Annotated in this window: 31 protein-coding genes; 25 read left to right on the forward strand and 6 right to left on the reverse strand. The window is 71.0% G+C overall.

Translation table 11 applies throughout. The features are described from left to right. Positions 1-87 precede the first annotated feature (87 nt). From map to truA, 8 genes are all read left to right on the forward strand, one after another. Positions 88-924: a type I methionyl aminopeptidase gene (gene map / locus ACFU5K_RS17935; RefSeq protein WP_384062360.1), complete on the forward strand. Its 837-nt coding sequence runs from the start codon at positions 88-90 to the stop codon at positions 922-924. A 211-nt stretch (positions 925-1,135) separates the two neighbouring features. Continuing rightward, positions 1,136-1,357: a translation initiation factor IF-1 gene (gene infA, locus ACFU5K_RS17940; RefSeq protein ID WP_003956442.1), complete on the forward strand. Its 222-nt coding sequence runs from the start codon at positions 1,136-1,138 to the stop codon at positions 1,355-1,357. A gap of 60 nt (positions 1,358-1,417) precedes the next feature. Then, entirely contained in the window at positions 1,418-1,531 is a 114-nt protein-coding gene (rpmJ, locus tag ACFU5K_RS17945) for a 50S ribosomal protein L36 (protein ID WP_003956441.1), read from the forward strand. A 196-nt stretch (positions 1,532-1,727) separates the two neighbouring features. After that, positions 1,728-2,108 carry a 30S ribosomal protein S13 gene (rpsM, locus tag ACFU5K_RS17950; RefSeq protein ID WP_307125430.1) on the forward strand — a complete coding sequence of 127 codons (381 nt, stop codon included), beginning with the start codon at positions 1,728-1,730 and terminating at the stop codon, positions 2,106-2,108. 104 nt (positions 2,109-2,212) lie between these two features. Continuing rightward, a complete protein-coding gene (gene rpsK / locus ACFU5K_RS17955; protein WP_003956432.1) occupies positions 2,213-2,617 on the forward strand; it encodes a 30S ribosomal protein S11 in 405 nt (134 codons plus the stop codon). A 136-nt stretch (positions 2,618-2,753) separates the two neighbouring features. Further along, entirely contained in the window at positions 2,754-3,776 is a 1,023-nt protein-coding gene (locus tag ACFU5K_RS17960) for a DNA-directed RNA polymerase subunit alpha (RefSeq protein WP_024491600.1), read from the forward strand. 133 nt (positions 3,777-3,909) lie between these two features. Beyond that, positions 3,910-4,416 (forward strand): 50S ribosomal protein L17, encoded by a 507-nt coding sequence (gene rplQ / locus ACFU5K_RS17965; protein WP_327115651.1) that lies wholly within the window; start codon positions 3,910-3,912, stop codon positions 4,414-4,416. Positions 4,417-4,494: 78 nt separating this feature from the next. Beyond that, on the forward strand, positions 4,495-5,349 hold the full coding sequence (gene truA / locus ACFU5K_RS17970; RefSeq protein WP_384062365.1) for a tRNA pseudouridine(38-40) synthase TruA: 855 nt from the start codon (positions 4,495-4,497) through the stop codon (positions 5,347-5,349). On the opposite strand, the gene ACFU5K_RS17975 is transcribed toward truA, so the two are convergent. Beyond that, positions 5,318-7,207: a hypothetical protein gene (locus ACFU5K_RS17975; protein ID WP_384062368.1), complete on the reverse strand. Its 1,890-nt coding sequence runs from the start codon at positions 7,205-7,207 to the stop codon at positions 5,318-5,320. The genes truA and ACFU5K_RS17975 overlap by 32 nt on opposite strands. Positions 7,208-7,262: 55 nt before the next feature. Continuing rightward, complete coding sequence (locus ACFU5K_RS17980) at positions 7,263-8,114, reverse strand: hypothetical protein (protein WP_384062370.1); 852 nt, start codon at positions 8,112-8,114, stop codon at positions 7,263-7,265. Positions 8,115-8,181: 67 nt separating this feature from the next. Between ACFU5K_RS17980 and ACFU5K_RS17985 the strand changes: the two genes are divergently transcribed. The 4 genes from ACFU5K_RS17985 to glmM all read left to right on the forward strand — a co-directional run bounded on the left by ACFU5K_RS17985 (position 8,182) and on the right by glmM (position 12,632). Beyond that, positions 8,182-9,801 carry an ABC-F family ATP-binding cassette domain-containing protein gene (locus ACFU5K_RS17985; RefSeq protein WP_384062373.1) on the forward strand — a complete coding sequence of 540 codons (1,620 nt, stop codon included), beginning with the start codon at positions 8,182-8,184 and terminating at the stop codon, positions 9,799-9,801. Between the two features lie 227 nt (positions 9,802-10,028). Beyond that, positions 10,029-10,472 (forward strand): 50S ribosomal protein L13, encoded by a 444-nt coding sequence (gene rplM / locus ACFU5K_RS17990; protein ID WP_073744271.1) that lies wholly within the window; start codon positions 10,029-10,031, stop codon positions 10,470-10,472. A gap of 45 nt (positions 10,473-10,517) precedes the next feature. Further along, positions 10,518-11,054, forward strand: a complete 537-nt coding sequence (rpsI, locus tag ACFU5K_RS17995) for a 30S ribosomal protein S9 (protein ID WP_384062376.1) — start codon at positions 10,518-10,520, stop codon at positions 11,052-11,054. A 219-nt stretch (positions 11,055-11,273) separates the two neighbouring features. Continuing rightward, the gene (gene glmM / locus ACFU5K_RS18000; RefSeq protein ID WP_384062378.1) at positions 11,274-12,632 is read left to right on the forward strand and encodes a phosphoglucosamine mutase; all 1,359 of its coding nucleotides are present in this window, start codon (positions 11,274-11,276) and stop codon (positions 12,630-12,632) included. A gap of 7 nt (positions 12,633-12,639) precedes the next feature. Here glmM and ACFU5K_RS18005 read toward each other — a convergent pair whose 3' ends face one another. The 3 genes from ACFU5K_RS18005 to ACFU5K_RS18015 all read right to left on the reverse strand — a co-directional run bounded on the left by ACFU5K_RS18005 (position 12,640) and on the right by ACFU5K_RS18015 (position 14,942). Then, positions 12,640-13,599, reverse strand: a complete 960-nt coding sequence (locus tag ACFU5K_RS18005; protein ID WP_384062380.1) for a DUF389 domain-containing protein — start codon at positions 13,597-13,599, stop codon at positions 12,640-12,642. 19 nt (positions 13,600-13,618) lie between these two features. After that, a complete protein-coding gene (gene coaA, locus ACFU5K_RS18010; protein ID WP_384062382.1) occupies positions 13,619-14,611 on the reverse strand; it encodes a type I pantothenate kinase in 993 nt (330 codons plus the stop codon). 133 nt (positions 14,612-14,744) lie between these two features. Next, positions 14,745-14,942, reverse strand: coding sequence for a hypothetical protein (locus ACFU5K_RS18015; RefSeq protein WP_384062385.1), 198 nt, complete (start codon positions 14,940-14,942; stop codon positions 14,745-14,747). 429 nt (positions 14,943-15,371) lie between these two features. On the opposite strand from ACFU5K_RS18015, the gene glmS reads away from it, so the two are divergent. From glmS to ACFU5K_RS18055, 8 genes are all read left to right on the forward strand, one after another. After that, the gene (gene glmS / locus ACFU5K_RS18020; protein ID WP_384062388.1) at positions 15,372-17,219 is read left to right on the forward strand and encodes a glutamine--fructose-6-phosphate transaminase (isomerizing); all 1,848 of its coding nucleotides are present in this window, start codon (positions 15,372-15,374) and stop codon (positions 17,217-17,219) included. 12 nt (positions 17,220-17,231) lie between these two features. Continuing rightward, on the forward strand, positions 17,232-17,600 hold the full coding sequence (locus ACFU5K_RS18025) for a holo-ACP synthase (protein ID WP_384062467.1): 369 nt from the start codon (positions 17,232-17,234) through the stop codon (positions 17,598-17,600). Between the two features lie 4 nt (positions 17,601-17,604). Further along, positions 17,605-19,053, forward strand: coding sequence for an NAD(P)H-hydrate dehydratase (locus ACFU5K_RS18030; protein ID WP_384062390.1), 1,449 nt, complete (start codon positions 17,605-17,607; stop codon positions 19,051-19,053). Positions 19,054-19,102: 49 nt separating this feature from the next. After that, positions 19,103-19,477 (forward strand): DUF488 domain-containing protein, encoded by a 375-nt coding sequence (locus ACFU5K_RS18035; RefSeq protein WP_384062393.1) that lies wholly within the window; start codon positions 19,103-19,105, stop codon positions 19,475-19,477. A gap of 61 nt (positions 19,478-19,538) precedes the next feature. Further along, the gene (gene alr / locus ACFU5K_RS18040) at positions 19,539-20,693 is read left to right on the forward strand and encodes an alanine racemase (RefSeq protein ID WP_384062396.1); all 1,155 of its coding nucleotides are present in this window, start codon (positions 19,539-19,541) and stop codon (positions 20,691-20,693) included. Positions 20,694-20,740: 47 nt separating this feature from the next. Beyond that, positions 20,741-21,949 (forward strand): alpha/beta fold hydrolase, encoded by a 1,209-nt coding sequence (locus ACFU5K_RS18045; protein ID WP_384062399.1) that lies wholly within the window; start codon positions 20,741-20,743, stop codon positions 21,947-21,949. A gap of 19 nt (positions 21,950-21,968) precedes the next feature. Further along, the gene (gene tsaE, locus ACFU5K_RS18050; protein ID WP_384062402.1) at positions 21,969-22,502 is read left to right on the forward strand and encodes a tRNA (adenosine(37)-N6)-threonylcarbamoyltransferase complex ATPase subunit type 1 TsaE; all 534 of its coding nucleotides are present in this window, start codon (positions 21,969-21,971) and stop codon (positions 22,500-22,502) included. Between the two features lie 167 nt (positions 22,503-22,669). Next, on the forward strand, positions 22,670-22,846 hold the full coding sequence (locus ACFU5K_RS18055) for a hypothetical protein (RefSeq protein WP_384062404.1): 177 nt from the start codon (positions 22,670-22,672) through the stop codon (positions 22,844-22,846). 26 nt (positions 22,847-22,872) lie between these two features. Here ACFU5K_RS18055 and ACFU5K_RS18060 read toward each other — a convergent pair whose 3' ends face one another. Next, a complete protein-coding gene (locus ACFU5K_RS18060) occupies positions 22,873-23,424 on the reverse strand; it encodes a hypothetical protein (protein WP_384062407.1) in 552 nt (183 codons plus the stop codon). Positions 23,425-23,595: 171 nt separating this feature from the next. Here ACFU5K_RS18060 and tsaB point away from each other — a divergent pair, with 171 nt between their 5' ends. From tsaB to ACFU5K_RS18085, 5 genes are all read left to right on the forward strand, one after another. Continuing rightward, positions 23,596-24,234 (forward strand): tRNA (adenosine(37)-N6)-threonylcarbamoyltransferase complex dimerization subunit type 1 TsaB, encoded by a 639-nt coding sequence (gene tsaB / locus ACFU5K_RS18065; RefSeq protein WP_384062470.1) that lies wholly within the window; start codon positions 23,596-23,598, stop codon positions 24,232-24,234. Continuing rightward, entirely contained in the window at positions 24,231-24,719 is a 489-nt protein-coding gene (rimI, locus tag ACFU5K_RS18070; protein WP_384062409.1) for a ribosomal protein S18-alanine N-acetyltransferase, read from the forward strand. The genes tsaB and rimI overlap by 4 nt, the downstream gene beginning before the upstream one ends. After that, positions 24,719-25,819: a tRNA (adenosine(37)-N6)-threonylcarbamoyltransferase complex transferase subunit TsaD gene (gene tsaD, locus ACFU5K_RS18075; protein ID WP_384062412.1), complete on the forward strand. Its 1,101-nt coding sequence runs from the start codon at positions 24,719-24,721 to the stop codon at positions 25,817-25,819. The genes rimI and tsaD overlap by 1 nt, the downstream gene beginning before the upstream one ends. After that, the gene (locus ACFU5K_RS18080) at positions 25,816-26,085 is read left to right on the forward strand and encodes a hypothetical protein (RefSeq protein ID WP_384062415.1); all 270 of its coding nucleotides are present in this window, start codon (positions 25,816-25,818) and stop codon (positions 26,083-26,085) included. The genes tsaD and ACFU5K_RS18080 overlap by 4 nt, the downstream gene beginning before the upstream one ends. 114 nt (positions 26,086-26,199) lie before the next feature. Beyond that, positions 26,200-26,664, forward strand: coding sequence for a VOC family protein (locus ACFU5K_RS18085; RefSeq protein WP_384062417.1), 465 nt, complete (start codon positions 26,200-26,202; stop codon positions 26,662-26,664). Positions 26,665-26,707: the final 43 nt, after the last annotated feature.

The raw sequence follows: 26,707 nt of genomic DNA on the forward strand, positions 1-26,707 counted from the left end.
CCCTCAGGGCGCCGCGGCCGACTGTTTGCGCCGTATCGTGGATTACGGCATCGACCGTTCCCTCCGCAGGCAGAAAGGCGCCCAGCAATGGTGCAGATCAAGACCCCCGAGCAGATCGCGAAGATGCGCGAGGCGGGCCTCGTGGTCGCTGCCGTTCACGCCGCCACGCGAGAGGCGGCCGTCCCCGGTGCCAGCACCAAGGACCTCGACGAGGTCGCGCGCAAGGTGATCGCCGATCACGGCGCCAAGTCGAACTTCCTCGGATACGGCGGATTCCCCGCGACGATCTGCACCTCGGTCAACGAGGTGGTCGTGCACGGCATCCCTGACGAGAAGACCGTCCTCAAGGACGGCGACATCATCTCGATCGACGCCGGCGCGATCATCGACGGCTGGCACGGTGACGCGGCCTACACCGCCTTCGTGGGCACCGGTCACGCCCCTGAGCTGATCGAACTCTCCCGGGTGACCGAGGAGTCCATGTGGGCCGGGATCGCCGCGATGAAGGTGAACAACCGCCTCGTCGACATCTCCAAGGCCATCGAGTCCTACATCCGCCGCCAGCCCCGCCCGGCCACCGGCAAGTACGGGATCATCGAGGACTACGGCGGCCACGGCATCGGCACCGAGATGCACATGGACCCGCACCTGCTGAACTACGTCTCGCGCAAGCGCGGCAAGGGCATCAAGCTCGTCCCCGGTGTGTGCCTGGCCATCGAGCCCATGGTCTCCCTGGGGACGCCGCAGACGAAGGTCCTCGCCGACGAGTGGACGGTCCTGACGACCGACGGCACCTGGTCCTCGCACTGGGAGCACTCGATCGCGCTCACCGAGCAGGGCCCGCTGGTCCTGACCGCCCCCGACTGCGGCCGCGAGAAGCTGGCGCAGTACGGCGTCGAGGCGGCACCGGACCCGCTGGGCTGACCAGCTGCCCGTCGGGCCTGCTGAGCGGGCGGCCCGTAGGACTGTCCGGCTGATCCGTGTCTAAGGATCAGGGGAAGTGGGCAAACTTGACGGATTCGTCTTTTGGAGTCCGCTGACGTAGACTGACGCGTCGGCTCTCGTGCATCAGTGTGCCCGTATGTCTGCACACGTGTGGAGAGCCGATCAAGGTAGCCGATTCGAAGGGCGAAGCGTGGCCAAGAAGCAAGGTGCCATCGAAATTGAGGGCACCGTGATCGAGTCCCTCCCGAACGCCATGTTCAAGGTGGAACTCCAGAACGGTCACAAGGTCCTCGCGCACATCAGCGGCAAGATGCGGATGCACTACATCCGTATCCTCCCGGATGACCGGGTCGTCGTGGAGCTGTCCCCGTACGACCTGACGCGTGGCCGGATCGTCTACCGCTACAAGTAGATCTTGTCTCCACCCCGCTTCGGCGCGGTGTGGGCACTGACCCGGAGAACCTGACATCCCATGAAGGTCAAGCCGAGCGTCAAGAAGATCTGCGACAAGTGCAAGGTGATCCGCCGTCACGGCCGGGTCATGGTCATCTGCGACAACCTGCGCCACAAGCAGCGCCAGGGCTGACGCACGACCACCTGCATCTCGCAGCTCTTCGCGCGACGCACGTAACGTACATACGCAGTGCCCGTCCAAGCTTCGGCTGACGACACCTCCGGCGGGGGCCGGGGACCCGGGCGTACCACCTCTTCCCTCGCGGACGAGGTCGGCGTCCAGGAGTGGCACTGCGGAAGACCCCCGAAATAACAACTGGAGCCATTGAATGGCACGCGTTTCAGGTGTTGACATCCCGCGCGAAAAGCGCGTGGAGGTTGCCCTCACCTACGTCTTCGGCATCGGGCGTACCCGGTCCAAGGAGATCCTCGCCACCACCGGCGTGAACCCCAACGCTCGCGTTCGTGACCTGGCCGAAGAGGACCTGGTCAAGATCCGCGAGTACGTGGACGCCAACCTCCGCACCGAGGGTGACCTTCGCCGCGAGATCCAGGGCGACATCCGCCGCAAGATCGAGATCGGCTGCTACCAGGGCATCCGGCACCGTCGCGGTCTGCCGGTCCACGGTCAGCGCACCAGCACCAACGCGCGTACCCGTAAGGGCCCGCGTCGCGCCATCGCCGGTAAGAAGAAGCCGGGCAAGAAGTAGTCCTCAGCGGACGCACTGCGGATCGCCGGGCGACCGGACTTCGCAGCAACCAGCGGTCTTCGCTGTAGGACCGATCACCTCCCCTCTCCATCTGGAGTAAAGACATGCCCCCCAAGGGTCGTCAGGGCGCAGCCAAGAAGGTGCGTCGCAAGGAAAAGAAGAACGTCGCTCATGGGCACGCCCACATCAAGAGCACGTTCAACAACACCATCGTCTCGATCACGGACCCCTCGGGCAACGTGATCTCCTGGGCCTCCGCCGGCCACGTCGGCTTCAAGGGCTCGCGCAAGTCCACCCCCTTCGCCGCGCAGATGGCCGCCGAGTCGGCCGCCCGCCGCGCGCAGGAGCACGGCATGCGCAAGGTCGACGTCTTCGTCAAGGGTCCCGGCTCCGGCCGTGAGACCGCGATCCGCTCCCTCCAGGCCACGGGCCTCGAGGTCGGTTCGATCCAGGACGTCACCCCGACGCCGCACAACGGCTGCCGTCCGCCGAAGCGTCGCCGCGTCTGATCCGCTACGGCCGGTGACGGCCGTGCGTCAGTAGCGTGGGTCCGGGCGGTATGCCCCTTCGGGGGTGTGCCGCCCGTACCCTTGTTTCATCTGTCGGGCATCAAATAGTGGGTGCCCACGACTGAAGGATCACCACATGCTTATCGCTCAGCGTCCGTCGCTGACCGAAGAGGTCGTCGACGAGTTCCGCTCCCGGTTCGTGATCGAGCCCCTGGAGCCGGGCTTCGGTTACACCCTCGGCAACTCCCTGCGCCGCACGCTCCTCTCCTCGATCCCCGGTGCCGCTGTCACCAGCATCCGGATCGACGGGGTCCTGCACGAGTTCACCACCGTGCCGGGCGTCAAGGAGGACGTCACCGACCTCATCCTCAACATCAAGCAGCTGGTCGTCTCCTCGGAGCACGACGAGCCGGTCGTGATGTACCTGCGCAAGCAGGGTCCCGGCCTGGTCACCGCTGCTGACATCGCCCCGCCGGCCGGTGTCGAGGTCCACAACCCGGACCTCGTCATGGCGACGCTGAACGGCAAGGGCAAGCTGGAGATGGAGCTGACCGTCGAGCGCGGTCGCGGCTACGTCTCCGCCGTCCAGAACAAGCAGGTGGGCCAGGAGATCGGGCGTATTCCGGTCGACTCCATCTACTCGCCGGTGCTCAAGGTCACGTACAAGGTCGAGGCGACCCGTGTCGAGCAGCGCACCGACTTCGACAAGCTGATCGTCGACGTCGAGACCAAGCAGGCCATGCGTCCCCGTGACGCCATGGCGTCGGCCGGTAAGACCCTGGTCGAGCTGTTCGGCCTGGCGCGCGAGCTCAACATCGACGCCGAGGGCATCGACATGGGCCCGTCCCCGACGGACGCCGCGCTCGCCGCCGATCTGGCACTGCCGATCGAGGAGCTCGAGCTCACGGTCCGTTCGTACAACTGCCTCAAGCGCGAGGGCATCCACTCCGTGGGCGAGCTCGTGGCCCGCTCCGAGGCGGACCTGCTCGACATCCGCAACTTCGGCGCCAAGTCGATCGACGAGGTCAAGGCGAAGCTGGCCGGTATGGGCCTGGCGCTCAAGGACTCGCCTCCTGGCTTCGACCCGACCGCCGCCGCCGACGCCTTCGGCGCCGACGACGACGCGGACGCCGGTTTCGTGGAGACCGAGCAGTACTGATCGCCTCCGGCGGCTGATGTCCGGTGGAAGCCGGGTATGGCCGCCGCGAAGCAATGACTTCCGCGGGGCGTCCGCCTCGCGGGAACTGACACCGGTACCTGATACGGCCGGTGCAGCACACAAGGAGAAAACCATGCCTCAGCCCGCCAAGGGTGCCCGTCTGGGCGGCAGCGCTGCGCACGAGAAGCTTCTTCTCATCAACCTCGCGAAGTCGCTGTTCGAGCACGGCCGCATCACCACGACCGAGGCCAAGGCCCGCCGCCTGCGTCCGGTCGCCGAGCGTTTCATCACCAAGGCGAAGAAGGGCGACATCCACAACCGTCGCCTGGTGCTGCAGTCGATCACGGACAAGGGCATCGTGCACACGCTCTTCACCGAGATCGCCCCGCGGTACGAGAACCGCCCCGGTGGTTACACCCGCATCACCAAGATCGGCAACCGTCGTGGCGACAACGCCCCGATGGCCGTCATCGAGCTGGTCGAGGCGCTGACCGTGGCCCAGCAGGCCACCGGTGAGGCCGAGGCCGCGACGAAGCGCGCGGTCAAGGAAGACGCCGCCAAGAAGGACGAGGCTCCGGCCGAGACCGTCGAGGACGCCAAGCCGGCTGACGCCGCTGCCGAGGACTCCAAGGACGCCTGAGCGCCCTGAGACCCCGGTTCGGGCCCGCACCACCCTTCGGGGCGGTGCGGGCCCGTTCTGTTCTGAGAGGATGCGCAGGTGAGTGACGAGGCAGAGCCCGGTTACGTACGGGTACGGCTGGACCTTTCGTACGACGGGAAGGACTTCTCCGGCTGGGCGAAGCAGACCAGCAGGCGCACCGTGCAGGAAGAGATCGAGGACGCCCTGCGCACCGTGACGCGGTCGTCGGTGACGTACGACCTGACGGTCGCCGGGCGCACGGACGCAGGGGTGCACGCGCGCGGCCAGGTGGCCCACGTCGATCTCCCCGCGCCGGTGTGGGAGGAGCACCGGGAGAAGCTGCTGCGCCGCATGGCGGGGCGGCTGCCCCTGGACGTGCGGATCTGGAGGGCTGTCGAGGCCCCCGCCGGTTTCAACGCCCGCTTCTCCGCGCTGTGGCGCCGCTACGCCTACCGGGTGGGGGACAGGGCCGGCGGGGTGGACCCGCTCACACGCGGCCATGTCCTTTGGCACGACCGGCCGTTGGACCTGGACGCGATGAACGAGGCGGCCGGCCTGATGGTGGGTGAGCACGACTTCGCGGCGTACTGCAAGAAGCGCGAGGGTGCCACGACCATCCGCACGCTGCAGAAGCTGCACTGGGTGCGTGACGCGGAGTCGGGTGTGCTGACCGCGACGGTGCAGGCCGACGCCTTCTGCCACAACATGGTGCGGGCGCTCATCGGCGCCGCCCTCTTCGTGGGGGACGGGCGCCGGCCCGCGGGGTGGCCGGCCGAGGTGCTGGCGGCGAAGGTCCGGGACCCCGCCGTGCACGTCGTCCGGCCGCACGGGCTGACGCTTGAGGAGGTGGCGTACCCGGCGGACGGACAGCTGGCGGCGCGGGCCCTGGAGGCCCGGAACGTCAGGACGCTGCCGGGGGCCGGCTGCTGCTGACCGGCCTGCGGCGCAGGGCACGGATCAGCTTGGCCGTGAAGTACACCGCGACGGCGCTGGACACGGTGGAGCGGAACCATCCGATGTCCGGAGTCCACCAGGCGTAGACCGCGGCGGCCGTGAAGAACAGCAGCGCCGCCGTGCGCAGCACCCACCAGCCCGTCGGGTGCGGCTCGTCCGGGACGGGTGCCTCCGGGTGCACGCCGTCCTTCGTGGCCATGGTGTCCCGCATCCCGGCGAGGATTCCCCGGCGGGCCAGCACCCGGGCACCCGGCAGCGTGGCGAGAACCTCCAGCTCACCGCCGTAGCCCGGTGGCAGTGGAGGGAGGCCCAGGGCGGCGGCGAGCTCGCCCTGGTGGCGGGCGGGGTCGCCGGTGGCCCGCAGGACGTGGGCGAGGGGGCGCGGGTCCGTCAGTCCGTAGACGCGGGCGAGCGTGGCGGCCGTCGCGCTCGCCTCGGCGTGGTCGGCGGCGGGCGCGGCGGTCTCCCAGGCGTGCTCCGCCACCTTCCGGCCCCGGTGCAGGAGTGTGAAGCTGCTGCGTTCGGGGGTGCGGTGCAGGACCAGGGCGGGCCATTCCTCGGCGGTCGTGAAGTTGTCGGCCGCCGAGGTGAGCGGGTCGTGGGGGAGCAGCCCGGCCCGCTTGCCACGCACCGGGTCCGGGACGATCTCGACGTACGTGTGCCGGCTGCCGGCCGGGGCCGTACGCAGGGTGTGGCCGCAGATCAGGGCCGCCTGGGCGACCTCGGTGGGGCCGGTGGAGGCGATGGCGACCGAGCGTGGCGCGAGTTCGCGCTCCCAGTCGGGTGTGCCGGTCGCCGGGGGGCCGGGAGATCTGCGGAAGAAGGGGACCTTCATCGCCAGCTCGATCCGGGTGTCGGAGCGGGCTTCCAGGAACTCTTCGCGCGCGTCGCCGAAATAGGTCCACGGGAAGGTGGTGGCGTGCACCCCTATGCCGCGGAAGGCGGTGAGGGCCTCCTCGTAGCGGCTCATCGACCACAGGACCAGGGCGAGGTGGTTGCGGAAGCCGGCCGCCTCCCGGTCACCGGGCGCGTAGCTCTCCGACAGCGCCTGGGCGCGGGTCACGGCTGCCTCGGTGCGCGATGCGTACGGATCGGGGTCGCGCGGTTCCTCGTCGGCGATCAGGTACTCCACCACGGCCTGCAGCGGCAGCGCGTGCAGCCGGGAACCGGGCGGCGCCTGGCCGGCGGCACGCTCGGCGAAGTCGAACATCTCCTCGTGAGAGCCGTACCACTTGTCGCAGAGGTATTGGAGGGCCTGAACATGACAGCCCTCGTGGTGCGGGTCGCGTGCGGTGGCCTCGGCCAGATAGGAGTCGAAGACCTCGCGCGGAGCCTGGATGCCCCGGGCCTGTGTCAGCGCGATACGCCAGGGGACCGGGTCGTCGGGGTTGAGTTCGGCGGCGGCCGAGATCACCGGTACGGCGTCCCGCAGCACCGCGTGGAACGCGCGGAACTGATCGGCCTCCACGTGCTTGGCCCTGGCGCCCGTCCGGATCTGCCACGCCTGGTCCACGTACTGGTCCGCCTTGACCAGTACGGCGTCGGGGTCCTCCGGTGACTCCTCCAGCCAGCTGTCCAGCCAGCCGGGGTGGTGCAGCGAGGCCCGTGCCAGCCGCCAGACGCAGTCGTCCCTGCGCTCCCACTGGGCGTGCTCACGGGTGGCGGCGAGCAGCGCCGAGGCCGGGCGGTGGTCACCGGTCGCCGCCGCCGCGAGCGCCTCCCGTAGCGAGGGGTCGGGTGCCTCGAGCACCACCGCCTCGTCCGGGGGGAGGTCGGCGCCTATGGCGTCGCTGTGGCGCAGGACGCGCGGGAGTGTGAAGAGGGCGGTCAGACGCAAGGCGGAGGGTCCTCGGTGGCGGGACGGGACAGGACTGGTGCGTGGGGTCGACCGGTCAGGTGACCGGCGCGCCCGCGGCCGACGACGCCTGGACCTCGCCGCGGTGGAGGATCTGGCGGAAGGTGAAGTCGGTCAGGTCGTCGCCGACCGCGTACACGTTCCTGTCCGCCGTGGTGACGTTCTTCCCGCTGGTCAAGCCGCCGACCGTGAAGTACGCGTAGCGGCCGTAGGAGTTGGCGGTGCGCCGGCAGACCGATCCGCCACGGCAGAAGGTGGGGACCCCCGAGCCGCTGAGGGATGCCAGGCCGCCGGACGCCTGCCGGGCCGCCTTCCCGGCCTCCGCCTCGGTGCCGAAGACGGCGACCCCGACGGTGACCGCGACCCCGCTCCTGCTGTACGTGGCGCGGATGACCTGGTCGCATCCGTTCGTGGTGAGGATCGAGCCGAGGGCGCCCTGGGTCGTGGCCGCGCAGCTCGTCGTCCGGGCGGTCGCTCCCTTGGCGTAGACGCGGTCGCCCATGGTCAGCTTCCTGCCGGGGAAGAAGGCGTCGACGGTGACGGGCGCCTTGTCCTTCTTCTCGTCGGCTATGAAGTCCTTCGGGTCCGGCGGGGGCGGCGGGGCCACCGAGGAGAAGGACGGCTGAGGCGCGGAGCTCTCGGAGGGCAGGTCGACGGGGGCCGGCAGCTCGCTCGCGTTCTTGTCCGACCCGGAGGCGCCACCCTTGCCGCTGGTCGTGATGGCCGTGGCCACGATCGCGGCGACCGCCGCGGTGGCCAGTGCGCCACCGCCGATCAGCAGCCACTTCCTGCGCCTGCCGCGCGCCGCGGACGCCTCGGCCAGCGCCGCCCAGTCCGGAGTACCGCTGTCTCCCGGCCCCCAGGAGGGCCCCCCTTGCCCAAAGCTCATGCGGCGAATCCTAGACCGCGCTTAATCCGGTTGGGCCAACGGTTCTCGGGCCGTGACAATGATGCACATGGGACATCTTGAAGCGGGCCACCTGGAGTACTACCTACCGGACGGGCGGGTGCTGCTGGGAGACGCCTCGTTCCGGGTGGCGGACGGGGCCGTCGTCGCCCTGGTCGGAGCGAACGGGGCCGGCAAGACGACGCTCCTGCGGCTGCTCGCCGGGGAGCTCCAGCCGCACGGCGGCTCGGTCTCGGTGAGCGGCGGGCTCGGCGTGATGGCCCAGTTCGTCGGCTCCGTGCGGGACGAGCGCACCGTCCGCGACCTCCTGGTGTCCGTGGCCCAGCCGCGGATCAGGGAGGCGGCGAAGGCCGTCGACGTGGCGGAGGAGCGGATTCTCACCGTGGACGACGAGGCGGCGCAGATGGCGTACGCGCAGGCGCTCAGCGACTGGTCCGAGGCGCGCGGGTACGAGGCCGAGACGCTGTGGGACATGTGCACCACGGCCGCGCTCGGTGTCCCGTACGAGAAGGCGCAGTGGCGTGAGGTGCGCACGCTCAGCGGAGGCGAGCAGAAGCGCTTGGTCCTGGAAGCGCTGCTGCGGGGCCCCGACGAGGTGCTGCTCCTGGACGAGCCGGACAACTATCTGGACGTGCCCGGGAAGCGGTGGCTGGAGGAGAAGCTCAAGGAGACGCGTAAGACGGTGCTCTTCGTGTCCCACGACCGGGAGCTGCTCTCCAGGGCGGCCGAGAAGATCGTGAGCGTGGAGCCCAGTGCGGCAGGCTCGGACGTGTGGGTGCACGGCGGCGGGTTCGGCACGTACCACCAGGCCCGCAAGGAACGGTTCGCGCGCTTCGAGGAGCTCCTGCGCCGCTGGGAGGAGGAGCACGCCCGGCTGAAGGCGCTCGTTCTGCGGATGCGGCAGCAGGCGGCGAACAGCCCCGACATGGCGAACCGCTACCACGCGATGCAGACCCGCTTCAAGAAGTTCGAGGAGGCCGGCCCGCCGCCGGAGCCGCCGCGTGAGCAGGACATCAGGATGCGGCTGCGGGGCGGGCGCACCGGGGTGCGCGCGGTCACCTGCACCGCTCTGGAGCTCACCGGTCTGATGAAGCCGTTCGACCTGGAGATCTACTACGGCGAGCGGGTCGCCGTGCTCGGTTCCAACGGGTCGGGGAAGTCGCACTTCCTGCGGCTGCTGGCAGGGGAGCCCGTGGCGCACACCGGGGAGTGGAAGCTCGGGGCGCGGGTCGTGCCCGGACACTTCGCCCAGACGCACGCCCACCCGGAGCTGCTGGGCAAGACGCTGGTCGAGATCCTGTGGACGGAGCACGCCAAGGACCGCGGCGGTGCGATGTCCGTGCTGCGGCGGTACGAGCTGGAGCGGCAGGGGGACCAGGCCTTCGAGAGGCTGTCCGGCGGTCAGCAGGCGCGTTTCCAGATCCTGCTCCTCGAACTGGCCGGCACGACCGCGCTGCTGCTGGACGAGCCGACGGACAACCTCGACCTGGAGTCGGCCGAGGCCCTTCAGGACGGGCTGGAGGTGTACGACGGGACGGTGATGGCCGTCACGCACGACCGCTGGTTCGCGAAGTCGTTCGACCGTTTCCTGGTCTTCGGCTCGGACGGGGTGGTGCGGGAGTCCACGGAGCCGGTCTGGGACGAGCGCAGGGTCGAGCGGAAGCGGTAGGGACGGCGCGTTTTGACCCGTCCGGGGCGGGGCGGGTATCGTCGGGCGTTGTTATGCGTATCGGCTTCGTCGTTCTCACGCGAAGGGCCCATACGTAGGTTCTCTGGAGCAGTTACCAGTGGCTCGCATACGGGCACCGTTCCCGGCACTGTGAGCCCCAGCTGCATGGTCGCTTCAGAGGTGCCATGTGTCTGGACCTCATCCACTGAAGAAGCGAAGGCTACGAAGTGCGTACGTACAGCCCCAAGCCCGGCGATGTCACTCGCCAGTGGCACATCATCGACGCCGAGGACATCGTCCTGGGCCGTCTGGCCACCACGGCTGCGAACCTCCTCCGAGGCAAGCACAAGGCGATCTACGCCCCCCACATGGACATGGGCGACTTCGTCATCATCATCAACGCCGAGAAGGTCCACCTCTCCGGCAACAAGAAGACTCAGAAGATGGCGTACCGCCACTCCGGCTTCCCGGGCGGTCTGCGCTCCGTGCGTTACGACGAGCTTCTCGCCAAGAACCCGGAGAAGGCCATCGAGAAGGCCATCAAGGGCATGATCCCCAAGAACACCCTGGGCCGCCAGATGATCTCGAAGCTGAAGGTCTACGCGGGCGACCAGCACCCGCACGCTGCGCAGCAGCCGGTCCCGTTCGAGATCACCCAGGTCGCGCAGTAGTTCCGGCCTCCCCCCAAAGACGTAAAGAAAGATCTGAGGAGAATCGTGGCCGAGACCACTGTTGAGACGACCGCCGACGACGCGGCGGGCACCGAGGGCGAAGAGACCTTCGCCGAGGTGACCACCTTCGAGTCGGAGGTCCCCGTCGAGGGTGAGTACACCTCCGAGTCGCTCGCAGGCCGCTTCGGCGACCCGCAGCCCGCGGCCGGCCTTGGCCGTCGCAAGAACGCCATCGCCCGCGTCCGGATCGTTCCGGGCACCGGCAAGTGGAAGATCAACGGTCGCACCCTTGAGGACTACTTCCCCAACAAGGTGCACCAGCAGGAAGTCAACGAGCCCTTCAAGGTGCTCGAGCTCGACGGCCGTTACGACGTCATCGCCCGCATCTCGGGTGGCGGCGTCTCGGGTCAGGCCGGCGCCCTGCGCCTCGGTGTGGCCCGCGCGCTGAACGAGGCGGACGTGGACAACAACCGCGCCGCGCTGAAGAAGGCCGGCTTCCTCTCCCGCGACGACCGTGCGGTCGAGCGCAAGAAGGCCGGTCTCAAGAAGGCCCGTAAGGCTCCGCAGTACAGCAAGCGCTAAATCGCCTGCTCGTCTGCTTTACACGTTCGCCCCGGCGGCACACCTGTGCCGCCGGGGCGTTCGTTTATCAGCCCTCGCGGGCGTATAACGGCTTTAGACGCTTGAACGTTTATCGGGCTGCTGGCACCGGCTGCGCTCTGCTTTGCTGTGTCGTGTCTGGCTTTGCCCTGTTTTCTTTGCTTTGGTTTTGTGGTTTCGGAGCACCTTCGGAGGACACCAGTGGGACGACTCTTCGGCACGGACGGCGTGCGCGGTGTCGCCAACGCGGATCTGACAGCCGAGCTCGCGCTCGGGCTCTCGGTCGCGGCGGCGCACGTACTGGCCGAGGCGGGAACCTTCGAGGGGCACCGGCCGACCGCAGTGGTGGGGCGGGACCCCCGCGCGTCCGGAGAGTTCCTGGAGGCCGCCGTCGTGGCGGGCCTGGCCAGCGCGGGCGTGGACGTGCTGCGGGTCGGCGTGCTGCCCACCCCCGCCGTGGCGTACCTCACCGGCTCCCTGGGGGCCGACATCGGTGTCATGCTCTCCGCGAGTCACAACGCCATGCCGGACAACGGCATCAAGTTCTTCGCCCGCGGAGGTCACAAGCTCGCCGACGAGCTGGAGGACCGCATCGAGACGGTCTACGAGCAGCACCGCACCGGTGAGCCCTGGACCCGCCCGACCGGTGCGGGCGTGGGCCGGGTCACCGACTACGCGGAGGGCTTCGACCGCTACGTCGCCCACCTGATCGGTGTCCTCCCGAACAGGCTCGACGGGCTGAAGGTCGTCCTCGACGAGGCCCACGGCGCCGCCGCCCGTGTCTCGCCCGAGGCCTTCGCCCGGGCCGGTGCCGAGGTCGTCACCATCGGCGCCGAGCCCGACGGCCTCAACATCAACGAGGGCTGTGGCTCCACGCACCTGTCGCTGCTGCGGAGGGCCGTCGTCGAGCACCGCGCGGACCTCGGCATCGCGCACGACGGTGACGCCGACCGCTGCCTGGCCGTGGACGCCGCGGGCGAGGAGGTCGACGGCGACCAGATCCTGGCCGTGCTCGCCCTCGCCATGCGTGAGTCCGGGCACCTGCGCAAGGACACCGTCGTCGGCACGGTCATGTCGAACCTCGGCTTCAAGATGGCCATGGAGCGCGAGGGCATCCAGCTCGTCCAGACGGCCGTCGGTGACCGCTACGTCCTGGAGTCGATGAAGGCCGAGGGCTTCGCGCTGGGCGGCGAGCAGTCCGGACACGTCATCGTCCTGGACCACGCCACCACGGGCGACGGCACACTGACCGGTCTGATGCTCGCGGCCAGGGTCGCCGCGACCGGGCGCACGCTCGCCGACCTGGCCGGCGTGATGCAGCGCCTCCCGCAGGTCCTGGTCAACGTGCCGGACGTCGACAAGTCCCGCGTGGACACCTCGGCCGAGCTCGCCGCCGCGGTCACCGAGGCGGAGCGCGAGCTGGGCGACACGGGCAGGGTGCTCCTGCGCAAGTCGGGCACCGAGCCGCTCGTACGGGTCATGGTCGAGGCCGCCGACCTGGAGCAGGCTCGCGCGGTGGCGGGCCGGCTGGCCGACGCCGTGAAGTCCGCGCTCGGCTGACGCGCCCTCAACTCCTGGACGGACCCGGCTTCACGGCCGGGTCCGTCCGGCGGTGCGCGGCCCACAGCGCCCGCTGGACCAGCAGCGTGCACGTGCCCGCGAGCACGATGCCGCCGAGGTTGGCCAGCAGTTGAACGGTCGACCCCCAGGTCTGTGCGAGGTCCTGGTAGCTGAACGCGACGGCGGCGTTGGCGGCCGCCGGAACCGTCGTCACCGAGATCGCCACCCCGATCAGCGCCCCGGACTTCGCCGAGGTCAGCGAGAGTGTGCCGGCGGTCCCCGCGAGGAGCGCGACCACGAAGGACGTCCAGTCCGGGTGCCAGATGAAGCCCGTGTTGGGCCTCTTCGCGCTGACCATGTCCAGGCTGAACAGCCCGAGCGCGTCCATCAGCCACGCGAATCCCGCCGTGAGCACCATCGCCACGGCGAAGCCGCCGATCAGCGCCCACAGCGACCGTAGGGCGAGCCTGGGGGCCCGCTGCACGAGAGCCGTCGAGATGCCGGCCAGCGGGCCGAACTCCGGTCCCACCGCCATCGCCCCGACGACGAGGACCGCGCTGTCCAGGACCACTCCGCAGGCGGCGAGCATCGTGGCCAGGGAGAGGAAGGCGACGTAGGTCGCGCTGAAGGTCGACTCCTCGTGGGTCACCTCGCTGAGCTCTTCCCAAAGCACCGCGTCCGAGCCCTCGCCCGGCGCCGCCCGCTCCGCCTCGTCGGCGTGCTCGGACAGCGTCAGGTCTATGTTCTCGACGGTGATCGAGCCGGACTTGTCGATGCCCAACGTGCGCAGCTCGCCGATCAGTTCGTCGCCGGCCTCCCGCGCGACATCGCACAGGACCACATCGCCGGCCGGGCTGCGCGCGGCTCCTGTCAGCACCGCGAGGTGCGCGGTGCCAACGGTCCGCTCCAGCAACCGCACCACCTCGTCGGTGCGTCCGCCGGGCACTGTGAGGCGCAGATGCAGCACGGGGGCACCCTTTCCGGGGTCAGAGCTTGCGCAGCGAAAGCCTCTGGACCTTGTGGTCCGGGCCCTTGCGCAGCACCAGGGTGGCACGGCCGCGGGTGGGCGCCACGTTCTCCAGCAGGTTGGGCTTGTTGATGGTCCGCCACATGGTCCGCGCGTAGTCCAGTGCCTCCTCCTCGGAGACCTGGGTGTACTTGCGGAAGTAGGAGAACGGGTTCTGGAACGCCGTCTCGCGCAGCCGGCGGAAACGGTTGAGGTACCAGGTCTCGATGTCCTCGGCCTTCGCGTCCACGTACACGCTGAAGTCGAAGTAGTCGGCGAGGCCGACCCTGGTCCTGCCGTCCTTGCCGGGCAGCGCGGGCTGCAGGACGTTCAGCCCTTCGACGATCAGGATGTCGGGGCGGCGGACCGTGAGCCGCTCGCCCGGCACGATGTCGTAGATCAGGTGGGAGTAGACGGGAGCCGTCACCTCGTCCTTGCCGGCCTTGATGTCGGCGACGAACCGGGTCAGCGCCCGCCGGTCGTACGACTCGGGGAAGCCCTTGCGCGACATCAGGCCCCGCGCCTGGAGCTCCTTCATCGGGAGCAGGAAGCCGTCCGTCGTCACGAGTTCCACCCGTGGGTGTTCCGGCCAGCGCGCCAGCAGTGCCTGCAGGATGCGGGCGGAGGTGGACTTGCCGACGGCGACACTGCCGGCGACCCCTATGACGAACGGCGTCCCGCGCTGCGCCCCGTGCCCGTTGCCCGCGTCACCCAGAAAGGTGTTCAGGGCCCCGCGCAGACCGGAGGTCGCCTGGACGTAGAGGTTGAGGAGCCGGGAGAGCGGCAGGTAGACGTCCCTCACCTCGTCGAGGTCGATGACGTCGCCGAGGCCCCTCAGCCTCTCGACCTCCTCGGCGCTCAGGGGCAGCGGGGTCTTGTCGCGCAGAGCGCTCCACTCCGCCCTGCTCAGGTCGACGTAGGGCGTCGGCGCGTGCTCGGCGCGGCGGGGGCTCCGTGCGGGCGAAGTGATCACGTACTCATTGTCGCGGGAGTCCTGACGCCGTTGGGGGTGGGGTCGGTCACGTGGCCGAGTGATCTCCCGGAGGTGCCGGCGCGGGGGCAGATCCCGGGCGGTGCGGTGAAGGCCGCCCGTGTCACCTTCCGGGTCACCCTCCACCCGGGCCCGGCCCGCACCGGGAACGGCCCTGCGCACCACCGAGCCGCGCCCGGAGCGCGAGGGCGATGCCGTCCGCCTGCCCGGCCGTCACCCGCCGGCCCTCCGGAGGCCGCAGCAGCCCGAAGACGCCGGGCCCGCGGTACTCCGACGGCAGGTCCCCGGCGCGCGGCACGATGTGGAAGTGCACATGGGCGTAGCCCTCGGCCTCGGCGAACTGGACGACGTACGTCTTGGCGCAGCCCGTGACCGCGCGCAGAGCCCGGGAGAGCCCGGAGCGTAGCGACCGTCCGGGCCCGGACGCGGCGGCTTCGGCGAAGACGGCTGGGTGGACCGCCTCCGACGGCGTCCTGCTTCTCCGGGAGCGCGTCGGCCATCGCCGTGACCGTTGCGAAGTCCTTGTCGCGGGGGCTGTGGTCGGCGCCCGCCGGGTAGGAGCAGCTGCCCGACCCGGTGGCCGAGGACACGTGGGCACGCAGACGGGTGGCGGGCGGCGGTGAGGGAGAAGCCGCGGGTCGGCAGCCTGCGCCGGCAGCGCGACAGGCGCTTTCGAGCAGTCGGCCGGACCCGACACACGCATGACCCGGGCTGCGGCGGGCAGGAGCCTTAGGGTGCCGATATGTGCGGAATCGTGGGATACGTCGGGGCGCAGTCGGCGCAGGATGTCGTCGTCGCGGGACTGAAGCGGCTGGAATACCGGGGTTACGACTCCGCGGGGGTCGCCGTACTCGCGGACGGAGGGCTGGCCGCTGCCAAGAAGGCCGGCAAGCTGCTCAACCTGGAGAAGGAACTCAAGGACCGGCCGCTCCCGGCCGGGAACACCGGGATCGGGCACACCCGTTGGGCCACGCACGGCGGGCCCACCGACACCAACGCCCACCCCCACCTGGACAACGCGGGCCGGGTGGCCGTCGTGCACAACGGGATCATCGAGAACTTCGCCGCGCTGCGTGAGGAGTTGGCCGGGCGTGGTCACGAGCTCGCCTCCGAGACCGACACCGAGGTGGTGGCCCACCTGCTGGCCGAGGCGTACTCGTCGGGCGGCGACCTGGCCGAGGCCATGCGGCAGGTGTGCCGGCAGCTGGAGGGCGCCTTCACCCTGGTCGCCGTGCACGCGGACGAGCCCGACACCGTGGTCGGGGCCCGGCGCAACTCCCCGCTGGTGGTCGGCGTCGGGGAGGGCGAGTTCTTCCTGGCCTCCGACGTCGCCGCCTTCATCGCGCACACCAGGTCGGCGATCGAGCTGGGCCAGGACCAGGTGGTCGAGCTGCGCCGGGAGGGGGTCGCCGTCACCGGGTTCGACGGACTGCCCGCCGAGGTGCGTGAGTACCACGTGGGCTGGGACGCGTCGGCCGCCGAGAAGGGCGGCTACGCCTCCTTCATGCTCAAGGAGATCGCCGACCAGCCCAAGGCTGTCGCGGACACGCTCCTCGGCCGGATCGACGGCTCGGGCGCGCTCCACCTCGACGAGGTGCGCATCCCTCCGAGCACGCTGCGGGAGGTCGACAAGGTCGTCGTCGTGGCCTGCGGGACCGCCTTCCACGCCGGGATGATCGCCAAGTACGCCATCGAGCACTGGACCCGGCTGCCCTGCGAGACGGAGCTGGCCAGCGAGTTCCGCTACCGCGACCCGATCCTGGACCAGCGCACCCTCGTCGTCGCGATCTCCCAGTCGGGGGAGACCATGGACACCCTGATGGCGGTCAGACACGCCCGTGAACAGGGCGCGAAGGTGCTCGCCATCTGCAACACCAACGGGTCGACCATCCCGAGGGAGTCGGACGCCGTCCTCTACACGCACGCGGGACCCGAGGTCGCCGTCGCCTCCACCAAGGCGTTCCTCACGCAGCTCGTGGCCTGCTACCTCGTGGCGCTCTACCTCGGGCAGGTGCGCGGCACCAAGTGGGGCGACGAGATCCGCACCGTCGTGCGACAGCTCTCGGAGATGTCCGGCGCCGTCGACCGGGTGCTGGCGACGATGGAGCCCGTACGGGAACTCGCCCGCTCCCTCGCCGGTCACGACACCGTGCTGTTCGTAGGCAGGCACGTGGGTTACCCGGTGGCCATGGAAGGCGCCCTGAAACTGAAGGAGCTGGCCTACATGCACGCCGAGGGCTTCGCCGCGGGGGAGCTCAAGCACGGCCCCATCGCGCTCATCGACGAAGGGCTGCCGGTCGTCGTGATCGTGCCCTCCCCGCGCGGCCGTTCCGTGCTGCACGACAAGATCGTGTCGAACATCCAGGAGATCAGGGCCCGGGGCGCCCGTACCGTCGTCATCGCCGAGGAGGGCGACGAGGAGGTCGTGCCGTACGCCGACCACCTCATCCGTGTCCCGGCTACGCCTACGCTGCTCCAGCCACTGGTCGCCACGGTGCCCTTGCAGGTGTTCGCCTGCGAACTGGCGACCGCCCGGGGCAACGAGGTGGACCAGCCGCGCAATCTGGCGAAGTCCGTGACAGTCGAATGAGTGAGTGAACACGTGATCATTGGGGTCGGGATCGATGTGGCGGAGATCGAGCGGTTCGGCGCCGCGCTGGGGCGCACGCCGCAGCTCGCCGAGCGGCTCTTCGTACGGCGGGAGTTGCTGCTGCCCGGCGGGGAACGGCGGGGCATCGCCTCGCTGGCCGCCAGGTTCGCGGCGAAGGAGGCCCTGGCCAAGGCGCTCGGCGCACCGGGCGGGCTGCTCTGGACCGACGCCGAGGTGTGCGTCGAGGAGAGCGGCCGGCCCCGGCTGGAGGTGCGGGGGACCGTCGCGGCACGGGCGGCCGAGCTCGGCGTAAGCAGCTGGCACATCTCGCTCAGCCACGATGCGGGAGTGGCGTCGGCCGTGGTGATCGCGGAGGGTTGAGCGTATGCGACATGCCTACAGCGTCGAAACCGTACGGGCGGCCGAGAAGGCCCTGATGGCGCGGCTCCCGGAGGGCACGCTCATGAAGCGTGCCGCCGCGGGGCTCGCGGTGGCCTGCGGCGACCTCCTGCGACGCAACGGCCGGGTGTACGGCTCCCGGGTGCTGCTCCTCGTCGGCAGCGGCGACAACGGCGGTGACACCCTTTACGCGGGAGCACGGCTGGCCCGGCGGGGGGCCGGCGTACGGGCCGTCCTGACCGCGCCGGACAAGGTTCACCGGGCTGGGCTCGCGGCTCTGCTGGCGGCGGGCGGACAGGTCCTCGACGGTCCTGACCTGGGGCCCTTCGGCCCGGTCGACCTGGTCGTCGACGGCATCACCGGGATCGGCGGACGCGGTGGCCTGCGCCCCGGGGCCGCCGAGCTGGTGCGGGCGGTCACCCCCGGGCACGCACCCGTGCTGTCCGTGGACCTGCCGAGCGGGGTCGAGGCGGACACCGGGCAGGTGCTCGGCACTGCCGTGAGGGCGGACGCGACGGTCACCTTCGGCGCGTACAAACCGGGGCTGCTCGTCGATCCGGCCGCCGAACACGCCGGGGCACTGCGCCTCGTGGACATCGGCCTGGGCCCGGAGCTGCCCGCGCGGCCTGACCTGGAAGCCCTCCAGTACGCCGACGTCGCGGCCCTCCTGCCCCTGCCCGACACGGAGAGCGACAAGTACCGGCGCGGGGTGGTGGGGGTGGCCGCAGGGTCGGACCGGTACCCGGGCGCGGCGGTGCTCGCGGTCGCCGGGGCGCTGCACGGCGGCGCCGGAGCCGTACGGTACGCCGGCCCGGGCGCGGACGCGGTGATCGCCCGCTTCCCCGAGGTCCTGGTGCACCCCGGACCGCCGTCGAAGGCCGGACGGGTCCAGGCCTGGGTCGTCGGGCCGGGGTTCGGGGACTCCTCGTCCGCCGCCGGAGCGGTGGCCGACGTGCTCGCCGCGGACGTCCCGGTGCTGGTCGACGCGGACGGGCTGCGGCTGATGGACATTGGCGCCGTTCGCGCCAGAACAGCACCCACCGTCCTCACCCCGCACGCCGGCGAGGCCGCCGCGCTGCTCGGGGTGGAGCGCGAGGAGGTCGAGGCCGGACGGCTCGCCGCCGTCCGGGAACTGGCCGCGCGCTACGACGCCACGGTCCTGCTCAAGGGCTCCACGACCCTCGTCGCCGAGGGGGACGCACCCGTGCGGATCAACCCGACCGGCACGTCCTGGCTGGCCACGGCGGGCAGCGGGGACGTGCTGTCCGGGCTGACCGGTTCGCTCCTGGCAGCGGGCCTCGCGCCCCGCGACGCCGCCTCCGTGGGCGCCTATCTGCACGGGCTCGCGGCGCGCAGGGCCTCGGACGGGGCGCCAGTCGCGGCGCAGGACGTGGCGGACGCCGTACCGGCGGCGTGGCGGGATGTGCGGGCCTGATCCAGGCTTGTCCAGGGCCGGGGGGAACGGGAAGGGACGGTGATCGGCCGTGGGCAGTGACGTGCGCGTACGCAGGGTGTACGACCCGCCGGAGGGCGGCGACGGCACCCGGGTGCTCGTCGACCGGCTGTGGCCGCGCGGGGTCTCCAAGGAACACGCGGCCGTCGACCTGTGGGCCAAGGACGCGACGCCCTCCGGGGAACTCCGCACCTGGTTCCACGACAACCGGGACCGCTACGACGACTTCGTGGACCGCTACCGCACCGAACTCGGCGATCCGGCCCACGCCGAGGCCGTCGCCGAGCTGCTCGGCCTGCTCCGAGAAGACGGCCCGGTCACCTTCGTGACGGCCGTGAAGGACGTCGCCACCAGCCATGTCCCGGTCCTGGTCGAACACCTGGAGCACGCCCTCGGGCACCGGTGACCGCCTCACCGGGCACAGGAGATCGAGGGCACAGGCGTACGGCTCTGAGAGACTGGGCGCGATGAACGAGACAGCGACCCTGAGAGCCCGTGCCGAGATCGACCTCGCCGCGCTGCGCGCCAATGTGCGCGAGCTGCGTGCGCGGGCCTCCGGTGCGCAGCTCATGGCCGTGGTGAAGTCCGACGCCTACGGTCACGGGGCGGTGCCCTGCGCGCGGGCGGCCCAGGAGGCCGGTGCCGCGTGGCTGGGAACCGCCACCCCCCAGGAGGCGCTCGCCTTGCGGGCGGCCGGGATCGGCGGCCGGGTGATGTGCTGGCTGTGGACGCCGGGCGGCCCCTGGCGCGAGGCGGTGGAGGCCGGCATCGACGTCTCGGTGAGCGGCATGTGGGCGCTCGACGAGGTCGTCGCCGCGGCCACGGGGGCAGGCGTCCCGGCAAGGGTCCAGCTCAAGGCGGACACGGGACTGGGACGCAACGGCTGCCAGCCCGCCGACTGGCCCGAGCTCGTCTCCGCCGCCCGGGCAGCCGAGGCCGCCGGCATTCTGCGGGTCACCGGCCTGTGGTCGCACTTCGCCTGCGCCGACGAGCCGGGGCACCCGTCGATCGCCGCGCAGCTGAACGTCTTCCGGGACATGGTGGCGTACGCGGAGAAGGAGGGTGTGACGCCCGAGGTGCGCCACATCGCGAACTCCCCGGCGACGCTCACGGTGCCCGAGTCGCACTTCGATCTCGTGCGCACCGGGATCGCGATGTACGGCATCTCGCCAAGCCCCGAGCTGGGCACTCCGGCCGACTTCGGGCTGCGCCCCGTCATGACGCTCGCCGCCTCCGTCGCCCTGGTCAAGCAGGTGCCGCCGGGGCACGGCATCAGCTACGGCCACCACTACACGACCTCGGGCGAGACGACCCTCGCCCTGGTGCCGGTCGGCTACGCGGACGGCATCCCCCGCCACGCCTCCGGCCGGGGCCCCGTACTCGTCGCAGGTGCCGTCCGCAGGATCGCCGGACGTGTCGCCATGGACCAGTTCGTGGTCGACCTGGAGGGCGCGGCCCTCGAAGCGGGTGCGGAAGCGGTGCTGTTCGGGCCGGGGGACCGGGGTGAGCCGAGTGCCGAGGACTGGGCGGTCGCGGCCGACACGATCGCGTACGAGATCGTCACGCGCATCGGTGCGCGCGTACCCCGGGTCCATCTCCACGAGGAATCCGGCCGGGGCTGACATCCCGGCCCGGTCCGACGACGACAACGACGAAGGAGCACGGCACGGTGAGCGAGACCAGCGCGGAGGACGTGATGGCGACGGCGGCCGTCGCGGCGGCGGGCTGGCGCATGGCGGGCGTGGCCGGGGCGGCGATAGGCGTCATCGCGGCGGGCGCGGCCGCGGGCGTCGCCGTCGAGCGGCTGACGGTGGGCCGGGGCATGCGCAAGAGGGCCCGACTGGCGCTGGACGCCTCCGGCCCGTACGGCTCGCTGCGCGGGCAGCCGGGCCGGGCCGTCGCCGACGACGGCACCGAGCTGTACTACGAGGTCGACGAGACCGAGCCGGACAGCGCTACGAGCCGGGCGAGTGCCCCCGCGGGCTCCGGGTCGCGCCGGCGGAGGCTCTTCGGGCGCAAGGACCCCGCGGCCGTCACCGTCGTCTTCAGCCACGGCTACTGCCTGGGCCAGGACTCCTGGCACTTCCAGCGGGCGGCGCTGCGCGGACTGGTCCGTACCGTCCACTGGGACCAGCGCAGCCACGGCCGCTCCGAGCGCGGCCGGGCGCAGGCCGAGGGCGTGCCGGTGGGCATCGACCAGCTCGGCCGCGATCTCAAGGCGGTCATCGACGCGGCGGCGCCCGAGGGTCCGCTGGTGCTGGTCGGGCACTCGATGGGCGGCATGACGATGATGGCGCTCGCCGACCGGTACCCGGAGCTGATCCGCGACCGGGTGGCCGCGGTGGCCTTCGTCGGTACGTCGAGCGGAAAGCTCGGCGAGGTGAACTTCGGCCTGCCGGTGGCGGGCGTGAACGCGGTGCGCCGGGTACTGCCCGGCGTGCTGAAGGCGCTCGGCTCGCAGGCCGAGCTCGTGGAGCGCGGCAGGCGGGCCACCGCCGATCTGTTCGCGGGGCTCATCAAGCGCTACTCGTTCGGGTCGCGGGACGTGGACCCGGCCGTCGCACGGTTCGCGGAGCGGCTCATCGAGTCGACCCCGATCGACGTGGTCGCCGAGTTCTACCCGGCGTTCACCGAGCACGACAAGAGCGGTGCGCTGCCCGCGTTCAGCAGTCTCCCGGTGCTCATCCTGGCCGGCGACAAGGATCTGGTGACGCCCAGTTCGCACAGCGAGGCCATCGCGGACCAGCTGCCGGACGCGGAGCTGGTCATCGTGCCGGACGCCGGTCACCTGGTGATGCTGGAGCACCCGGAGACGGTCACCGACCGGCTCGCCGACCTGCTGGTACGGATCGGCGCGGTTCCGGCCGAAGCAGGCTGATCCTCTAACGTGGGGCGGCATGGAAGCAGCGCACAACGGCCCGGCGACCGGCACCGCCGCACCGGGCACCGTCACCCTCGCCCTCGCCGTCGAGTCCCCCGAAGAGATGAAGGATCTCGGCCGCAGGATCGCCGGTGTGCTGGCCCCGGGCGACCTGGTGATGCTCACCGGCGAGCTCGGCGCGGGCAAGACCACCCTGACCCGCGGTCTCGGCGAGGGCCTCGGCGTGCGCGGGGCCGTCACCTCGCCGACCTTCGTGATCGCCCGGGTCCATCCGCCGCTGGGCGACGGGCCCGCCCTGGTCCACGTCGACGCGTACCGGCTGGGCGGCGGTCTCGACGAGATGGAGGACCTGGACCTCGACGTGTCGCTCCCCGAGTCGGTGATCGTCGTGGAGTGGGGCGACGGCAAGGTCGAGGACCTCTCCGAGGACCGGCTGCGCGTGGTGATCGACCGCGCGGTCGGCGACACGGACGACGAGCGCCGCACGGTGACCCTGGTGGGGATCGGCGCGCGCTGGGCGCGGCTGCGCGCGGAGCTGGCGGCAGGCTGAGAGCGGTGGCGGTGGCGACCGGTGCCGCCACCGCCCCGGCCCGGAGGCCTTTCCGACAATGCGTCGGTAAAATGTTGCGCGGGAGCGCTCCTGCGTGGTCACATGGGGTACAGGGGTGGGTTAGGTCTACCTAACCAGATCTCTCACCGAGGCCCGAGGAGGCATCCATGCCGGCATCCGAGCGTGAAGTGCAGCCGCAGTCGTCGCAGGCGGAGCCGCCGTCGGCCTCGGCGGTGTCGATGAAGGACCTGCTCGCCTCCTGCGCCGCCGCGACCGCGGTCTCCACGCCGCCGCGCGACGGAGAGGAGCAGGACGGGCCGGCCGAGAACCGCGATGCGGCGTAGATCCGGTCAGTGAGCGGACCGCAGGGCTACGGGACGACGACGACCTTGGCGCCGACCGTGGCGAAGGTCCACATCGCGTTCCCGTCGACCCGCTTCATGCGTACGCCGCCCGTCTTCATCGAGGGGTCGGGGGCCCTCATCGAACCGTCCTGAGCGGCGCTGAAGCCGATGGACACGTCGTCCACGTCCGCGAAGCGCACCACGTGCTCGATCAGGACACCGTCCGAGCCCTTGATGCTTCCGGAGCGCGAGGTCACCTGGTACACACCGGGGAGCGGGTCGACGGAACTCGGCATGACGGTGAACGTCCGCAGCGACTTCTCCCGGCCGTCCACGATCCAGACCCGGCGGTCCTTCAGCGCGTACACGACGCGGGCGCCGGTGCCGGAATCCGAAGGGACCGCGAGCGGCCCCTTCGGGGGCTCGGGCGTCGTGGAGGGGGGCGCGGCCGAGGCCCCGGCCGAGGGGGCTGCGACCGATTCGGGTGCGTTCGCCGACGCCTGGTAGGCGAGGAAACAGACCACGGCCACCGCCGCGGCGGTGAGCCCGGCCACGATTCCCGAGCTGCCCCTTGCCACCGTGAGGTCCCCTTTCGCGTGCCGTTCGTCGCATGTCGTACAAGCGTTCAGGCCGTACACGCATGTACCCGGGCGACGCTACCAGCAGGGGAAGGGCAGGCCGGGAACGCCGAACGGGCTGCCGTGACCGCGTCGGCGGCGCCGTAGGCTGTTCGTGTGCTGCTGCTCGCCATGGATACCGCCACCCCCGCCGTCACCGTCGCCCTTCACGACGGGTCCTCCGTCGTTGCCGAGACCGGACAGGTCGACGCCCGGAGGCACGGGGAACTCCTGCTCCCCGCCGTCCACCGGGTCCTGTCCGAGGCCGGCGTGACCCTGGACGACGTCACCGACATCGCCGTCGGCGTCGGACCCGGCCCCTACACCGGGCTGCGCGTGGGCCTGGTGACCGCCGCGACGTTCGGGTCCGCGCTCTCGGTTCCGGTGCACGGGGTGTGCACGCTCGACGCCCTCGCCTACGCCTGCGGGCTCGAAGGCCCCTTCGCCGTCGCCACCGACGCACGGCGCAAGGAGGTCTACTGGGCGCGCTACGCGGACGTCCGTACGCGGGTGGGTGAGCCCGGGGTCGACCGCCCGGCCGACATCGCCGACGGGCTCGCAGGCCTGCCCGTGGCCGGCGCCGGCGCCCTGCTCTACCCGGAGGCGTTCCCGGACGCCCGGAGCCCCGAGCACGTAACCGCCGGTGCGCTCGCCTCGCTCGCCGCCGAGCGCCTGGCCGCCGGGTCGGGCCTGCTCCCGCCGCAGCCGCTCTACCTCCGCAGGCCCGACGCCCAGGTCCCGAAGAACTACAAGGTGGTCACCCCGAAGTGAGCACCGCGACCGCTGTGCTCCGGGAGATGCGGTGGTGGGACATCGCCCCCGTCCTGGAGCTCGAATACGAACTGTTCCCGGACGACGCCTGGTCGGCCGGCATGTTCTGGTCGGAGCTCGCCCGTACCCGCGGGCCCCGCGCCACCCACCGGTACGTCGTCGCCGAGGACCCCGACGGCCGGATCGTCGGCTACGCGGGCCTCGCGTCGGCCGGTGACCTCGCCGACGTCCAGACGATCGCCGTGAGCCGCGGCCAGTGGGGCGGCGGCCTCGGCTCCGAGCTGCTGACCGACCTGCTCCGGCACGCCACCGCCCTGGAGTGCACCGCGGTGCTCCTGGAGGTCCGCGTCGACAACACCCGCGCGCAGAAACTCTACGAACGCTTCGGCTTCGAGCCCATCGGCTTCCGCCGTGGCTACTACCAGCCGGGGAACATCGACGCACTCGTCATGCGCCTGACCGTACAAGGAACTGAGACAGACTGATGGCTGACGAACCGCTCGTACTCGGCATCGAGACATCCTGCGACGAGACCGGCGTGGGCATCGTGCGCGGGACCACCCTCCTCGCCGACGCCGTCGCGTCCAGCGTCGACACCCATGCCCGCTTCGGCGGTGTCGTCCCGGAGATCGCGTCCCGCGCCCACCTGGAGTCGATGGTCCCCACCATCGAGCGCGCCCTGAAGGACGCCGGGATCAGCGCCCGTGACCTCGACGGCATCGCGGTCACGGCCGGCCCCGGACTCGCCGGGGCGCTGCTCGTCGGCGTGTCGGCCGCCAAGGCGTACGCGTACGCCCTGAACAAGCCGCTGTACGGGGTGAACCACCTGGCCTCGCACATCTGCGTCGACCAGCTGGAGCACGGCCCGCTGCCCGAGCCCACGATGGCCCTGCTGGTCAGCGGAGGGCACTCGTCGCTGCTGCTGGCCCCGGACATCACCAACGACGTACGGCCGCTCGGCGCGACCATCGACGACGCGGCCGGCGAGGCCTTCGACAAGATCGCCCGCGTGCTGGACCTCGGCTTCCCCGGCGGTCCGGTCATCGACCGGCTGGCCAGGGAGGGCGACCCGAAGGCGATCGCCTTCCCGCGAGGTCTGAGCGGCTCGCGCGACCCCGCGTACGACTTCTCCTTCTCCGGGCTCAAGACGTCCGTGGCGCGCTGGATCGAGGCGAAGCGCGCGGCGGGCGAGGACGTGCCCGTACGGGACGTCGCGGCTTCCTTCCAGGAGGCCGTCGTCGACGTCCTCACCCGCAAGGCGGTCCGCGCCTGCAAGGACGAGGGAGTCGATCACCTGATGATCGGCGGCGGCGTCGCGGCCAACTCGCGGCTCCGGGCGCTCGCGGAGGAACGGTGCGAGAAGGCGGGGATCCGGCTGCGGGTCCCCAGGCCCGGACTGTGCACCGACAACGGCGCCATGGTCGCCGCGCTCGGCGCGGAGATGGTCGCCCGCAACCGCCCCGCCTCCGACTGGGAGCTGTCCGCGGACTCCTCGCTGCCGGTCACCGAGACCCATGTGCCGGGATCGCACAGCCACGACCACGACCACGTGCACGAGATCAGCAAGGACAACCTCTACTCATGACCGTCGCCCTGATGTGGGAGGCCCGCGCCACGCGGGGACGGGGCGCGGAGCTGCTGGAGTGGGCGCGGGCCAGGGCGGCCGGACTGGCGCATGAACCGCTGCGCAGCGAACTGCTGCGTGCTCCGCAGGACCGGGTGCTCGTAATGACCTGGTGGGACGCGGGATACGACGACGAGCTCCCGGAGCTCCCGGAGCCCGACCCGGGACTGATCACCCGCCCGGTCCACCGATGGCGCTTCGAGTCCCTCGGCCCGGCGGACGGCTGAGCCCGCAGGCCCCCGCTCGCACGTGCCGGGCGCGTGTCCCGATGAGTTCCGGGTCCGGCGGCGGTCTACCTTGCATGCGTCCTGCGACGCACCGGACCGTGTGAGGGAGAGACCATGCAGAAGATCAAGCCCTGTCTGTGGTTCGACGGCAAGGCCCAGGAGGCCGCCGAGTTCTACGTCTCCGTCTTCGGCGGTGACTCGCGCATCGTCGACATCACCTACTACACCGAGGCGTCCCCCGGGGAGCCGGGCACGGTGCTGACGGTCGACTTCGTGCTCGCCGGCCAGGAGTACATCGGGCTCAACGGCGGCCCGCAGTTCACCTTCAGCGAGGCCGTCTCCCTGAGTGTGGACTGCGAGGACCAGGCCGAGGTCGACAGGCTGTGGGCGGCGTTCACCGAGGACGGTGAGGAGAGCATGTGCGGATGGCTGAAGGACAAGTACGGCTTCTCCTGGCAGATCGTGCCGCGCGCCCTGCACGAAGTGCTCTCCGACCCCGACAAGGCCAAGTCCGAGCGCGCGGTGAAGGCCATGATGGGGATGCGGAAGCTGGACATCCAGGCACTCCGGGACGCCTGAGCCCCCCGCCACGCCGTGCGCGGGCGGGCGAACGGGCGCACCC

This window comes from Streptomyces sp. NPDC057428, from assembly GCF_042803195.1.
In the GTDB taxonomy this organism is placed as follows: Bacteria; Actinomycetota; Actinomycetes; order Streptomycetales; family Streptomycetaceae; genus Streptomyces.